The organism is Bacillus sp. EB106-06-01-XG163, assembly GCF_058791615.1.
Genome location: NZ_JBYTDS010000006.1, coordinates 114316 through 126404, shown reverse-complemented (window position 1 = coordinate 126404; position 12089 = coordinate 114316). Strand labels below are relative to the sequence as shown.

Here is a 12089-nt window from a genome sequence, read left to right as displayed (position 1 = left end):
TAGAATTATATCGAATTTGATCTAAAACCACAATAATAGTTTTAAAATAACCTACAAATTGACCAGAAAACACGTAATAGTAAAACCTTTAACCTGAATTAATATGTTACGATAACATTGAGCGTGAAACCGGATCTTTGACGAATAGAGGAAATTCCGTTAGGATAAGGTACATATGTGAGGTGAAACCGCATGAATCCGATGATTGAATTCTGTGTCAGCAATTTAGCGCGCGGTTCCCAGGAAGCACTTGAGATCTTAGAGAAGGATCCGAACTTGGACGTGCTTGAATACGGCTGTTTAAGCTATTGCGGGAAATGCATGGAGTCCCTGTTCGCCCTGGTCAACGGCGAAGTGGTCACGGGAGGCACGCCTGCTGAACTGGTTGACAACATATATACATTCATAGAAGAAAATCCGATGTTTTAATCAGAGGCTCCGAACGGGGTCTCTTTTTTATTGCGCCCCGGGTTTTGGCAAAATAAAAAATTTGTAGACAGCAAAAATAAATATTGTTATCTTAATAAAGACTTTTTTTAAATAAAATTTTAGAGGTGGATTCATTGAATATCGTTTGGGGGCTGCTCGGGGCAGTTGCTATATTAGCCATTGCTTTTTTGTTATCAGAGAAGAAAAGCAAAATTAACCTGCGAACCGTCATTGTCGGTTTATGTTTACAAATGGCCTTCGGATTCATCGTATTAAAGTGGGACGCCGGACGGGCCGTATTTTTATGGTTCTCAAGCCGTGTGCAGCTTCTCATTGATTATGCGAACGAAGGCATCAGCTTTATTTTTGGCCCGCTGTTAAAAGTGGGCAGCAGCCCGGCTTTTGCGCTGAGCGTTCTGCCGGTCATTATCTTTTTCTCAGCGCTGATTGCCGTTTTGTATCACTTGAAAATCATGCAGCTCATCTTTCGCGTCATCGGAGGCGGACTGTCAAAACTTCTTGGGACAAGCAGAACAGAATCGCTTGCGGCGGCTGCGAATATTTTTGTCGGACAGTCTGAATCACCGCTTGCCATTAAACCGCTGATTGCGGGATTGACCCGTTCCGAGCTGTTTACGATTATGACGAGCGGCCTTTCGGCTGTAGCGGGTTCGACGCTTTTCGGTTACGCCCTGTTAGGCATTCCGATCGAATACTTGCTGGCGGCCAGCTTTATGGCGGCTCCGGCCGGTCTCGTGTTCGGAAAAATTTTAATACCTGAAACGGAAAAAACGCAGACGATAAAAGGCGATTTTAATATGGACGAAGAAGGCGAAGGCGCCGCTAATGTGATTGATGCAGCGGCAAAAGGCGCGTCCACGGGCCTTCAGATTGCTCTAAATGTCGGCGCCATGCTGCTTGCGTTTGTCGCGCTCATCGCCGTAGTGAACGGAATTCTCGGCGGAATCGGCGGCTGGTTCGGTTTCAAACATATTACATTAGAATCCATTCTCGGTTACGTGTTTTCACCGATCGCATTTGTAATCGGCGTTCCTTGGCATGAAGCACTCGGAGCGGGAAGCTATATCGGACAGAAACTTGTGCTGAATGAGTTTGTCGCTTATTCAAACTTCGGTCCGCATATTGCGGACTTTTCTAAAAAAACGTCTACGATTATCAGCTTTGCGCTGTGCGGATTTGCCAACTTCTCTTCGATTGCGATTATGCTCGGCACACTGGGCGGTTTGGCCCCAAGCCGCCGTTCGGACATTGCGCGCCTCGGATTAAGAGCGGTTATTGCGGGAACACTCGCAAACCTTCTCAGCGCGGCGATTGCCGGCATGTTTATTTAGTAAACGATAAAAGCTCCCTGCATATGCAGGGAGCTTTTATGTATGAAAAACGGGGGATATTTGTATTGTGTCCGAGCAGAAGAGCTTTTATACTAAGTAAAAGAAAAAAAGTTGGAGGCCGATATGAATTCATTCCGTTTTACCAAGATGCACGGTCTTGGAAACAGTTATATATATGTAAATCAATTTGAAGAACAGCTGCCGGAAGAACGGCTGGCTGAGATTGCCGTTAAAGTGTCCAGCATTCACACGGGCATCGGCTCTGACGGAATGATCCTCATCTGTCCGTCAGAAAAAGCGCCCGTCAAAATGCGGATTTTTAATAATGACGGCTCAGAAGGGAAAAATTGCGGCAACGGCCTTCGCTGTGTGGCAAAGTACGCATACGAACATAAGCTGACAGAAGAAACGTCCTTTTTCATTGAGACGCTTTCAGGTCTAGTGAAAGCAGACATTACAGAGGACAACGGGATTGTGCGTGAAGTCGCCGTTGATATGGGCGAACCGCGCCTCACCAAAAAAGAGCTGCCGATGCTCGGCAATGAAGATGAACGGACGATCGATGAAACCTTTGTTTTTGGAGAAACGGAGCTTTCCGGAACAGCCGTATCAATGGGAAACCCCCATATTGTTTTTCCGGTTGCGGATATCAATCAAGCGCCTCTTACAACGCTCGGTCCCGTCATTGAAAAAGACCCGAGATTTCCGGAAGGCGTCAATGTCGAATTTGTGGAAACCGTCAGCGCCGATGAACTTCATTTCCGCGTATGGGAACGCGGCTCCGGCATTACACAGGCTTGCGGAACAGGCGCCTGTGCGGCGGCTGTCGCATCCGTATTGAACGGTGTTTCCGAACGAAACCGGGATATCACCGTTCATTTAGCGGGAGGCGACCTTGTGATTAATTGGCAGGACAACGGGCACGTGCTGATGACGGGACCCGCCGAAACCGTATGCAGCGGCGTCTATTATTTGTAAACAGCTCGTTTGAGAAATACTCTCCTCAAGGTTTATAATAGATATCAGCATCCGTTTTTTAAAAAAGGAGGTCTACCTATGAGTGTTCCAGTAACCATCACTGAAGCAGCGGCTTTGCATATAAAAGATATGATGAAAGAGCATGAAGAAGAAAACGCGTTTCTCCGTGTGGGCGTAAAAGGCGGCGGCTGCAGCGGCCTGTCTTACGGAATGGGATTTGAGCACGAAAAAGGCGAAAAAGACAGCATGTTTGAACAGCACGGAATCACCGTTTTGGTCGACAGCGAAAGCCTTGATATTATGACCGGCACGATCATTGACTTCAAACAGTCCATGATGGGCGGCGGTTTCACCATTGACAACCCGAATGCCATCGCTTCCTGCGGCTGCGGTTCATCTTTCCGCACGGCCAAAAACGCCGGTACGCCGGAAGAGTGTTAAGGGTCAACCCGCCATTCTTAGGATGAAAAAATATGACGTCTTTCTTTCCGGTGGCGCTTGCACCATTGTTAAAAAAGGCGTTTATCTGTTTAATAAAAGGAAAACCCGCTCAACAGAAGCGGGTTTTCCTTTTTCAAAGAGGTTATTCGATTGTATGTTTCATAGCATGGTACATATTTGCCGTATGTTCATCGGCTTTATCCCGTGACATGCGCAGCCGTTCTTCTGAAGAACCATATCCGATTTCTTGTTTGCCCTCTTTCAGTCCTTTAAAAATCCCATCAGCGAATTCATCCAGCGGTTCTCCTTGAGTATGCAGCCCTGCTCCGCCTAAATCTGTATTCACCGCCGGAGGCGCAACTTCAATCACTTCTACAGATGAATCAGAAAGCTGATGTCTCAGACTCATTGTAAATGAATGAAGCGCCGCTTTCGTTGCTGAATAGATCGGTGCAATGGCAAGCGGTGTAAAAGCCAATCCCGAAGAGACGTTAATGAAAGCCGCATCTTCTTTTCCGGCAAAAAACGGAGCGAACAGCATAGACAGGTGGAAGGGAGCTTCAATGTTCGTTGTGATTTCTTTATTGAAATAGTCCCAATTGTCCTTCGCATCCGCTTTCAGCACATGAAAACGTTGTTGAATCCCCGCGTTGTTTACTAACACATTCACTTCCGGATAATTTTCTTTCACCCAATCAAACAGTGATATACGTTCAGATGGAATGCTCAAATCACTGACATATGTAATAAGATCCGGGAATGTTTCCTTTGCTTTTTGAAGAGCGTGCTCACGCCGTCCGGTCACGATGACTTTATTTCCCGCTTTTAAAAACCGTTCTGCGAAAGCCAATCCTATTCCGGCATTTCCGCCTGTAATCAGTATTGTATTTCCCGTCAGTTTCATATTAACTCCTCTTTTCCGATTGTTTTTACATTTCTTTGTCACATTTCAGCTTTGATCCAATCAATATATTCATCCCGCAAATAGGCATGAAATAAGACAGCAGTGATTCTGTAAAATTGATTTTAGATCATCGGGAAACCCGCCAAAACTATTCTTTCCTTGTCACAATATGATGATACGGCTTAAAGCACGGTTTAAGTCAACAAAAGAACCTTGTGCTTCCGTTTCGGTTACTCACATCAGACATAGGTCACGAAAGGAAAGGTGAACGTAAAGTCTTGGAATTTTCTTAATGCGATAAAGCGTACCGTATCACATGGGTGAGAGGCAATTAAAAAAACGTTTCTGATCAAAACAAAAGGACGGCGATGCATATGCAGGAAGGAAACAGCGTTGATATCAGGCCGCTCAGCTTGAATGATGCAGAGCAGGAACTGGTTTTGCAGACGGAAAACCGCATGTTTTTTGAACGGTTTGCCATGACGAGACAAGAGGATTTTTATACGCTGGAAGGCCGGAAAAAACGAATTGAACAATCACTGAAGAATGCAGAAAATGATACTGAATACAGCTTCGGCATTTTTCTTCAGGATCAGACCCTGATTGGCACGATCAGCCTTTTTCAGGTGGTTCGGGGTTCCCTCCAAAGCGCTTTTATCGGTTATTTTTTAGATGGCAAATATAACGGGAAAGGCTATGCGACGAAGGCTGTCAAGCTGGCAGTCGATTATGCATTCAACGAGCTGGAACTGTATCGGATAGAAGCCGGAGTCATGCCGAACAATAAGGCGTCAATCCGGGTGCTCGAAAAAGCTGGCTTTCATAAAGAAGGCATTGCGAGAAAAAATGTAAAAATAAATGGAAAATGGGAAGATCATCAGGTGCTGACGATCATACATCCGGAGGATACATGACGATATCCTCTTTTTTTATATCCTTCGTCTCTTTCGACAGGTTCTTCCTAAAACTTCAAATCAATTGTCTAAATCATACTATTTGCAAATTCAAAAAAAAATAAAGGGTACATAGCACCAAAAACTCTGAAAGATGTGCTCTTTGTCAACACGTCCTAAAGTCATATTTTTCGAAAGGATATTGATTTTTTGATAGGATTAAACTAAATTGTAAAAGTATAGAATAGTTAATTTATTTTGTAAGAAAAGGATGATAATATGATAGGTCAATTGAGCAATAAAAAAATATTTTTAAGTTCTTTTTTCATCATTTTGATCTGTTCATTACTCTTCCAATTCAGTATTTCAGATAAAGTTCTGCAGTCGTATTATTCTTCCGTCGGAGAAAATACCTACGATATCGGGGAGAAAAGTGTTCGTACGATTGTCATGTTTCTGCAAGGGTTTATGATCTTCACAACTTTTGTGGAAATTCTGATAGGCGGATTTCTGTTATTCGTTGCCGCTTTTATTCTCGGTACAAAAAAACCGAAAAAAATATATTTGCTTCTATATACGCTGACTTCTTTAATCTCGGCATTTAAAATGTTGATTCTTTCAGTTGTTAACTACTTAACGGCTGATTCCTCGCTTATATATTCTGCCGGCGGCACCAGCTTGAGTCTGCAGCTGCTGGATCCATTTCTGCTCATATCAATCGCGGCTCTTTATGCTGCTGCGGGAAAACTGACCGATCTCAGTAAAGGCAAGAGAATCATTTTGACTGGATGTTTTGTTTTACTAAAACTCTTTACTATTTTCTTAAACTATTTTATGGCGGATAAAATTTAGCTCGGGAGAGAGTCAATTAAGCTGAATTTTATTATAAATTAAAAAAACAGAGTAGGGAGATGTTATGATGAACTTAGTAAAATCTAATAAAAAGTCTTTCATTTTGTTTGGCGCGGCTCTTGCTGCAGCAACATTGGTTTATGCACTATTATTAACGGGAACTGAATTAAACGTGGCGGCGGCTCATGCATTCTCAGCCAATGCTGAATTAGCTTCTACTCTCGGCATCTCTACAGCAGCAGCTAAAAAAGCAATTGATATTATTGATGCGGCATCAACAATTGCTTCTATCATTTCTCTTATCGGTATCGTTACAGGCGCAGGCGCGATTTCTTATGCAATCGTTGCAACAGCAAAAACAATGATTAAGAAATACGGCAAAAAATACGCAGCTGCTTGGTAAAATCGATCAATAAATAATTGCTCTTTTTGTACAAGCTGCAAAAAGAGCCTCTCTCCCAAATACATATGTAAGGATTGAAAGTATGATAGTCAAACAAATTGCGGCTCTTATCAAATATAATACCCTGTCATCGTTTCGAAAAAGAAAGGAAGATTGGGGCATTCCTCAACTCAACAGCAAACTGCTGTCTGCCATTATTATTTCTCTGTTATGTTTATATCTCGTTTTCCTGGGATGCGGTGTTGTATTCGGGACAAAACTGATTCAGCTGCCCCTCAGCGCATGGGGGCAATTTGTTTTAATCGCCGTTTCACTTGAGCAGCTTTTTTGGGCTGCCGGCTTCTTTAAAGAACACCACAATGCCTTTCTGCTGGATACGCGCAAGGTCATTCATCAATTAAAAAAGGTTCGTTTTTTACAGCTGTTTTCTGTTTTTGCCGGCCAGGCGATCAAAAAAACCATTTTCGTATGGTATCTTTTTGTTTTTCCGGTCTTTTTATTTTTATCAAGCGCAGGCATGACCGGGTCTGCGGCGGTCATCGTATTTTTCTTGGGCTTCGTTTATTTTCTTCTCAATTTATTTTTATCTATGCTGTTTTCTTATGTTGTTTATCTTCTTACAAATATGTGGAGCAAATTGTTTTACTTGAAAATCATGAAAGGCATTTTATTCAGCGTCAGCCTGCTGGTTCCGCTTGCAGTCGGGTATGCCGTTTATCTTCTCGTGTTTGGGGAGTATACCGCAAAGGATATTTCAAGTTTTACGGAGTCACCGGCTTTCCGGAACATCCTCATGAATACGCCGTATGTATGGTTAGCATTCCGCTCACATTCCGTGCTCGTTTTCGCTGCGGTGTTTGCGGCCGCCGTCCTTTTAACGGCGGGGATGTTTAAACTGTGGTCGGCCACGCTGAAGAAAATGGACCTTATTCCTTATATGTTTTTGACAAACGCAGATTTTGCGCCAAAGCTGAAATTATATAGAAATAACAAAATATTTCATGCCGTTTTTCAAAAGGACCTGCTGTTTTTATCGAGAATTGACGGGTTTTTTATCAGGAACTTCGGCAGTATGCTGTATTTGTTCATGCTGTTTTTAGGTTTTTGTATTCCGCTTCTATCGCATCATTTTATCGGGTATTCGGCAGCCGCCATCGTGTCTGCGGCGGTTATCATTGCGAACTTTTCGTATCAGCTCGTCGGAGATGCGCTCAAAACAGTATTATCAGTTGACGGGGAAATAAAAAATCAGCATCTGTTTCACCGAAATATCAAACATGCGTGGCAGCTGGTGTTTCCAAAAGTATGTATTTATAATCTCGCCGCTCTTATCTATTCGTTCATCATCACCATTTTGATTACGGTGTTTTTTCCGTCTTCCGCTGCGCTGACGATTTACTTGTTTATTGTGTTTTTATGTTCGGGTTTTTTATACAGTCTTGTCCAGATTTCAAGCACCGCCCTGTATCCTAAGAAAAACTGGGAGCATATGTACGAAATTGGAGAAGCGGGGAAAGCAAAGACGTATAACAACTTATACGGATCTTTCATTTTCATTGTGTCGCTTCAAATCGCTGCGATCACGTCGTATTTTATCTATAAAAAGCCGGAACTTGAAACGATGCTTATTCATTCTGCATCAGGTATTTTTGTCCTGTTCACACTATTAAACTATGGAGTCATGTTTCTGTTTCTTCGCAGAATCAATATGGCGGAAAGGTTTGCGAACAATGATTAAATTAGTGAATATACAAAAAAACTATAGTGAAAAACAGGTGTTGAAAGATATTTCGTTTGAGGTGAAAAAAGGCTCAATTTATGCTTTGCTGGGGACTAATGGAGTCGGGAAAACAACGACTTTGAAAATCATTTCGGGCCTGCTTAAACCGACTTCAGGCAGCGTCATGATTGACGGTAAGGAACCGGATTCAGAAGAGGGGGGGCAAATATCGGCTGATATCGGTTTTGTGCCCGACCATGCCTTTTTATATGATTACTTAACGGGAGTCGAATACTTGCGTTTTACAGCGGAGATGTTTGAAGTACCGTCTCAGCGGACAAATGAGTATATAAAGAATATGTTAGAGACGCTGAAGCTTGCTCAAGACGGAAATCAGCTGATTAAAACATATTCACATGGAATGAAACAAAAATTATCAATTGCGGCCGCGCTCATTCATCAGCCAAAGATATTAATTCTTGACGAACCGCTGACGGGCATTGATTTAATCAGCGGTAAAACGATACGGACGTTATTAAAGGAATACGTCAAACAGGGACATACGGTCCTGTTATCGACTCACTTGCTGGAGCTGGCGCATTCGCTGTGCGATACGATCGGTATTATACATGAAGGCGTTTTTGCGGCGGAGTATCAGTCATCCGAGCATTCATTAGAAGAGATTGAAAAATTGGCTGAGAGTATTTATACATGATGAACCGCATGTTGCCGGCAATCAGGACGTCCGTCATTCCGTTAACCGCGTCATTGCTGTTTTTTTCAGGCGGTGTGATCGCTGCGTTTTTTTCCGATCACTTTGTTTCAACCGCGTCTTACAACGGCTCGTCAGGCGCGGTTGAACTGCTGAAAAACAATGCAATCGCTTGTCTGTTTTTAGCCGCGGGTTTTTTTACCTTTGGGTTGACCTCAATCTTTTATTTATTCACCAACGGGTTTATTTTAAGCGGCTCTATTATAGAAAATCTGCATAGCGGGGTTCCTTTTTATCAGATTTTTTTACTGCTAATTCCTCATGGTATATTTGAAGTTCCCGCGTTATTATTAAGTGGCGCCATTGGTTTTAAGGGCGTTGAATTGGTCATCAGGCTGTGTTTTTCTAAGGAAAAAAAGATAATGGCTTCAATGTTCAGGCATATTGGAATATTGGTGCTCATAATTATTTGTCTGCTGATCGCCGCTGCCATTATTGAAGCTTACATCACACCAATTTTTAAGTAAAAGGGGCAGAAATCATATGAGAAGTAAATTATCATTAATCGGTGTGCCGATTGTTATGATTATCGGTTATATCATTTCTTTATCCTTTGAGTGGCTGTTTCCTGTTCTTACTTTTGGGGTGGCAGGACTATATCTCTTTATATTTGCACCGGTGCAAAATAAATTCATTCGTTACATCTTTTTGTTTATTTTTGTGATTAATCTGTTGGCCAGTGCGGCTCTTTATTTCGGTATTTAATAAAAAAATGACATTCATATTGAATGTCATTTTCTTATTTTTTTGCGGCTCTGCTGCGTGTTAAAATCTGTCGCCGTTGAAAATAGAGTTTTTTACGATCACGTAGTCGACATTGCGGATGGCTTCGAGTGTATTGCCGCCGGCGTAAGAGATGGAAGATTGCAGATCCTGCTCCATTTCAACCAGCGTGTCCTGTAATGACCCTTTATGTTCGACATGCATTTTTTTGCCTTCGACGTTTTTCTTTTCGCCTTTTTGAAATTCAGAAGCGGAGCCGAAATATTCTTTGTACAGCTTGCCGTCGATTTCGATCGTTTGTCCCGGTGATTCTTCGTGGCCGGCGAATAATGATCCGATCATGACCATGGATGCGCCGAATCGGATGGATTTCGCGATATCGCCGTGCGTGCGGATGCCGCCGTCAGCAATGATCGGTTTGCTTGCCGCTTTTGCGCACCAGCGAAGCGCGGCTAATTGCCACCCGCCGGTTCCGAAGCCGGTTTTAATTTTTGTGATGCAGACTTTCCCGGGGCCGATTCCCACTTTTGTCGCGTCAGCGCCCGCTCGTTCCAGCTCCCTTACGGCTTCAGGCGTCCCGACATTCCCTGCAATGACAAAGCTTTCCGGGACATGTTCTTTAATAAATTCAATCATGCTGATCACGGCATTGGAATGGCCGTGCGCGATATCAATGGTAATATAATCCGGCACCAGCTCCTGTTCTTTCAGCTCCCGGATGAATTCATAGTCATTTTCCTTCACGCCGACACTGATGGAAGAAATCAGTCCGCGCGCTTTCATATCCCGGACAAAAGCCAGACGTTTTTCCGGCTCGAAGCGGTGCATGATATAAAAATACCCGTTTTCCGCGAGCCAGACCGCGATGTTTTCATCTATTATCGTCTGCATGTTGGCCGGTACGACCGGAAGTTTAAACGTGTGTCCGCCCAACGTAACTGATGTATCACATTCAGATCGGCTTTCAACAATGCATTTTGCAGGAATCAGCTGAATATCTTCGTAATCAAACACATTTTCCATATATAACACCCCTAAAAGCGAATAATATAATTAAATAAAATTAAAATGTTCGTCTTTTTATAATGTACTTTGTTTTGTCAGGAATGTCAAATGATTTCATGCTGCCTCATATGCGGTCAGCTTGTCATCCATTTGCAGTTTGGTTATCATAGTAGTATTGGTTGTTGTAAGACATTTGTTACGATAGATAGATTTGCAGAAGAAGGGAGGGGCCGGTATGGAACAAAAACAGCCCGGGCACAGTCCGAAAGCCCAAAAAATTCAGGACCGGATTATTTTAGGCACGATTTGGGTCGTGTCGGCGCTTGTCATTGCGCTCGTTGTCGGAACCGTCATGAATTATATTTGGATGTTTAAATAAAAAAGAGTCTGTGCCGGTATGACACAGACTCTTTTTTATATTATTTTTCAAACATGCTTGTAGAATGCAGTGGCTGGACGCGCGCTTTCGGGTCCATGTAGGCCTTCGCGTTGTTCACGGCTGTCGGAGCTTCGCCGAAACCGCTGGCGATCAGCTTGACTTTGCCTTCATATGTGCAGATATCTCCGGCGGCAAAGAAGCCTTCAATATTCGTTTCCATCGTGCTTTTGACGACGATGGAATTTTTCTCGATGTCAAGCCCCCAGTTTTTAATCGGGCCGAGAGAAGAAACAAAGCCGTAGTTTACGATCAGGTCATCAATTTCAATGATTTCTTTACGGTCGCCTTTCACTTCTTCGAGAACGAGCTGTTCGATCCGGTCTTCACCGACAAGTTCAGCGGGAACAAACGGTGTCAGCACGTTGACTTTAGAATTATGCAGGTTTTCGACACTGTGCTCATGCGCGCGGAATTTATCACGGCGGTGGATAATGCTGACTTCTTTGGCAATCGGCTCAAGCATGAGCGCCCAGTCAACCGCGGAATCGCCGCCGCCCAGAACGGCAACGCGTCTGCCTGCGAATTGATTGAGGTCGTCAATGAAGTAGTGCAGGTTTTTGCCTTCATATTGTTCCGCTGATTCCAGCTCAAGCTTTCTCGGCTTAAATGCGCCGTTTCCCGCGGTAATAATGACCGTTTTTGAATAATGCGTTTCTGAATTCGTGACAAGCTTAAACACACCGTCCGCCTGTTTTTCAACAGATTCAACGGCCTGCTCTAAGCAGATGGTCTGATCGAACTTTGCCATTTGCTCTTTTAAGTTGTTCACAAGTTCCTGGGCGCGGATTTTCGGGAATCCGGCTACATCATAAATATATTTTTCAGGGTACAGCGCGCTGAGCTGGCCGCCAAGCTGAGGCAGGCTCTCGATGATTTTGACGCTCGCCTGTCTCATTCCCCCGTAAAAAGCGGTAAACAGGCCGACCGGGCCGCCGCCGATGACCGTAATATCATAAACCTTTGAATCCTCTTGCATACCAAATTGCCTCCTAATTGAAAATTGTTATTAATTATAACATACAATTTAAAAGGATGACGAGTGCCGAAAACCGCCCGGCCGCTTCATTCTTGAAAAAAATTGCGGCCGCCGCTAATATGGGGACAAATTCCAATCTGTTTTTTCCTGAATGTTTTCTGATTCTTCCGGATAGTATGGTGATATGCAGACATGTGCGGTT

General features: G+C 43.4%; 15 protein-coding genes. 12 read left to right on the top strand and 3 right to left on the bottom strand.

Going from position 1 to position 12089, the window contains the following annotated elements; translation table 11 throughout:
* Positions 1-192 precede the first annotated feature (192 nt).
* The 4 genes from AC3WTF_RS09400 to AC3WTF_RS09385 all read left to right on the top strand — a co-directional run bounded on the left by AC3WTF_RS09400 (position 193) and on the right by AC3WTF_RS09385 (position 3200).
* Positions 193-429, top strand: a complete 237-nt coding sequence (locus AC3WTF_RS09400; protein ID WP_007408721.1) for a YuzB family protein — start codon at positions 193-195, stop codon at positions 427-429.
* A 134-nt stretch (positions 430-563) separates the two neighbouring features.
* Positions 564-1781, top strand: a complete 1218-nt coding sequence (locus tag AC3WTF_RS09395) for a NupC/NupG family nucleoside CNT transporter (protein ID WP_012118346.1) — start codon at positions 564-566, stop codon at positions 1779-1781.
* A gap of 123 nt (positions 1782-1904) precedes the next feature.
* A complete protein-coding gene (gene dapF, locus AC3WTF_RS09390; RefSeq protein WP_012118345.1) occupies positions 1905-2759 on the top strand; it encodes a diaminopimelate epimerase in 855 nt (284 codons plus the stop codon).
* A 78-nt stretch (positions 2760-2837) separates the two neighbouring features.
* Positions 2838-3200: a HesB/IscA family protein gene (locus AC3WTF_RS09385; RefSeq protein ID WP_003151967.1), complete on the top strand. Its 363-nt coding sequence runs from the start codon at positions 2838-2840 to the stop codon at positions 3198-3200.
* A 142-nt stretch (positions 3201-3342) separates the two neighbouring features.
* Here the strand turns inward: AC3WTF_RS09385 and AC3WTF_RS09380 are convergent, their stop codons facing one another.
* Positions 3343-4104: an SDR family oxidoreductase gene (locus AC3WTF_RS09380; protein ID WP_007408717.1), complete on the bottom strand. Its 762-nt coding sequence runs from the start codon at positions 4102-4104 to the stop codon at positions 3343-3345.
* Between the two features lie 374 nt (positions 4105-4478).
* On the opposite strand from AC3WTF_RS09380, the gene AC3WTF_RS09375 reads away from it, so the two are divergent.
* The 7 genes from AC3WTF_RS09375 to AC3WTF_RS09345 all read left to right on the top strand — a co-directional run bounded on the left by AC3WTF_RS09375 (position 4479) and on the right by AC3WTF_RS09345 (position 9449).
* Complete coding sequence (locus tag AC3WTF_RS09375) at positions 4479-5018, top strand: GNAT family N-acetyltransferase (RefSeq protein WP_129003736.1); 540 nt, start codon at positions 4479-4481, stop codon at positions 5016-5018.
* 258 nt (positions 5019-5276) lie between these two features.
* On the top strand, positions 5277-5849 hold the full coding sequence (locus tag AC3WTF_RS09370) for a hypothetical protein (RefSeq protein ID WP_007408715.1): 573 nt from the start codon (positions 5277-5279) through the stop codon (positions 5847-5849).
* Between the two features lie 67 nt (positions 5850-5916).
* The gene (locus AC3WTF_RS09365; RefSeq protein ID WP_003151973.1) at positions 5917-6252 is read left to right on the top strand and encodes an uberolysin/carnocyclin family circular bacteriocin; all 336 of its coding nucleotides are present in this window, start codon (positions 5917-5919) and stop codon (positions 6250-6252) included.
* A gap of 82 nt (positions 6253-6334) precedes the next feature.
* Entirely contained in the window at positions 6335-7990 is a 1656-nt protein-coding gene (locus tag AC3WTF_RS09360; RefSeq protein WP_007408714.1) for a hypothetical protein, read from the top strand.
* On the top strand, positions 7983-8687 hold the full coding sequence (locus AC3WTF_RS09355) for an ABC transporter ATP-binding protein (RefSeq protein ID WP_007408713.1): 705 nt from the start codon (positions 7983-7985) through the stop codon (positions 8685-8687). The genes AC3WTF_RS09360 and AC3WTF_RS09355 overlap by 8 nt, the downstream gene beginning before the upstream one ends.
* Positions 8684-9211, top strand: coding sequence for a stage II sporulation protein M (locus tag AC3WTF_RS09350; protein WP_025285208.1), 528 nt, complete (start codon positions 8684-8686; stop codon positions 9209-9211). Before AC3WTF_RS09355 ends, AC3WTF_RS09350 begins: the two co-directional genes overlap by 4 nt.
* A 16-nt stretch (positions 9212-9227) precedes the next feature.
* Complete coding sequence (locus AC3WTF_RS09345) at positions 9228-9449, top strand: DUF5970 family protein (protein ID WP_003151978.1); 222 nt, start codon at positions 9228-9230, stop codon at positions 9447-9449.
* Between the two features lie 60 nt (positions 9450-9509).
* Here the strand turns inward: AC3WTF_RS09345 and guaC are convergent, their stop codons facing one another.
* The gene (gene guaC, locus AC3WTF_RS09340) at positions 9510-10490 is read right to left on the bottom strand and encodes a GMP reductase (RefSeq protein WP_129003734.1); all 981 of its coding nucleotides are present in this window, start codon (positions 10488-10490) and stop codon (positions 9510-9512) included.
* A 217-nt stretch (positions 10491-10707) separates the two neighbouring features.
* Here guaC and AC3WTF_RS09335 point away from each other — a divergent pair, with 217 nt between their 5' ends.
* The gene (locus AC3WTF_RS09335) at positions 10708-10851 is read left to right on the top strand and encodes a hypothetical protein (protein ID WP_003151982.1); all 144 of its coding nucleotides are present in this window, start codon (positions 10708-10710) and stop codon (positions 10849-10851) included.
* A gap of 40 nt (positions 10852-10891) precedes the next feature.
* On the opposite strand, the gene yumC is transcribed toward AC3WTF_RS09335, so the two are convergent.
* Entirely contained in the window at positions 10892-11887 is a 996-nt protein-coding gene (gene yumC / locus AC3WTF_RS09330; RefSeq protein ID WP_003151984.1) for a ferredoxin--NADP reductase 2, read from the bottom strand.
* Positions 11888-12089 lie beyond the last annotated feature (202 nt).

What these genes read in the sequence shown, in the direction of transcription:
- AC3WTF_RS09400 (WP_007408721.1), top strand. Translation starts at nt 193, where the DNA reads ATGAATCCGATGATTGAATTCTGTGTCAGCAATTTAGCGCGCGGTTCC.
- dapF (WP_012118345.1), top strand. Translation starts at nt 1,905, where the DNA reads ATGAATTCATTCCGTTTTACCAAGATGCACGGTCTTGGAAACAGTTAT.
- AC3WTF_RS09385 (WP_003151967.1), top strand. Translation starts at nt 2,838, where the DNA reads ATGAGTGTTCCAGTAACCATCACTGAAGCAGCGGCTTTGCATATAAAA.
- AC3WTF_RS09380 (WP_007408717.1), bottom strand. Translation starts at nt 4,104, where the DNA reads ATGAAACTGACGGGAAATACAATACTGATTACAGGCGGAAATGCCGGA.
- AC3WTF_RS09375 (WP_129003736.1), top strand. Translation starts at nt 4,479, where the DNA reads ATGCAGGAAGGAAACAGCGTTGATATCAGGCCGCTCAGCTTGAATGAT.
- AC3WTF_RS09370 (WP_007408715.1), top strand. Translation starts at nt 5,277, where the DNA reads ATGATAGGTCAATTGAGCAATAAAAAAATATTTTTAAGTTCTTTTTTC.
- AC3WTF_RS09365 (WP_003151973.1), top strand. Translation starts at nt 5,917, where the DNA reads ATGAACTTAGTAAAATCTAATAAAAAGTCTTTCATTTTGTTTGGCGCG.
- AC3WTF_RS09360 (WP_007408714.1), top strand. Translation starts at nt 6,335, where the DNA reads ATGATAGTCAAACAAATTGCGGCTCTTATCAAATATAATACCCTGTCA.
- AC3WTF_RS09355 (WP_007408713.1), top strand. Translation starts at nt 7,983, where the DNA reads ATGATTAAATTAGTGAATATACAAAAAAACTATAGTGAAAAACAGGTG.
- AC3WTF_RS09350 (WP_025285208.1), top strand. Translation starts at nt 8,684, where the DNA reads ATGATGAACCGCATGTTGCCGGCAATCAGGACGTCCGTCATTCCGTTA.
- AC3WTF_RS09345 (WP_003151978.1), top strand. Translation starts at nt 9,228, where the DNA reads ATGAGAAGTAAATTATCATTAATCGGTGTGCCGATTGTTATGATTATC.
- guaC (WP_129003734.1), bottom strand. Translation starts at nt 10,490, where the DNA reads ATGGAAAATGTGTTTGATTACGAAGATATTCAGCTGATTCCTGCAAAA.
- AC3WTF_RS09335 (WP_003151982.1), top strand. Translation starts at nt 10,708, where the DNA reads ATGGAACAAAAACAGCCCGGGCACAGTCCGAAAGCCCAAAAAATTCAG.
- yumC (WP_003151984.1), bottom strand. Translation starts at nt 11,887, where the DNA reads ATGCAAGAGGATTCAAAGGTTTATGATATTACGGTCATCGGCGGCGGC.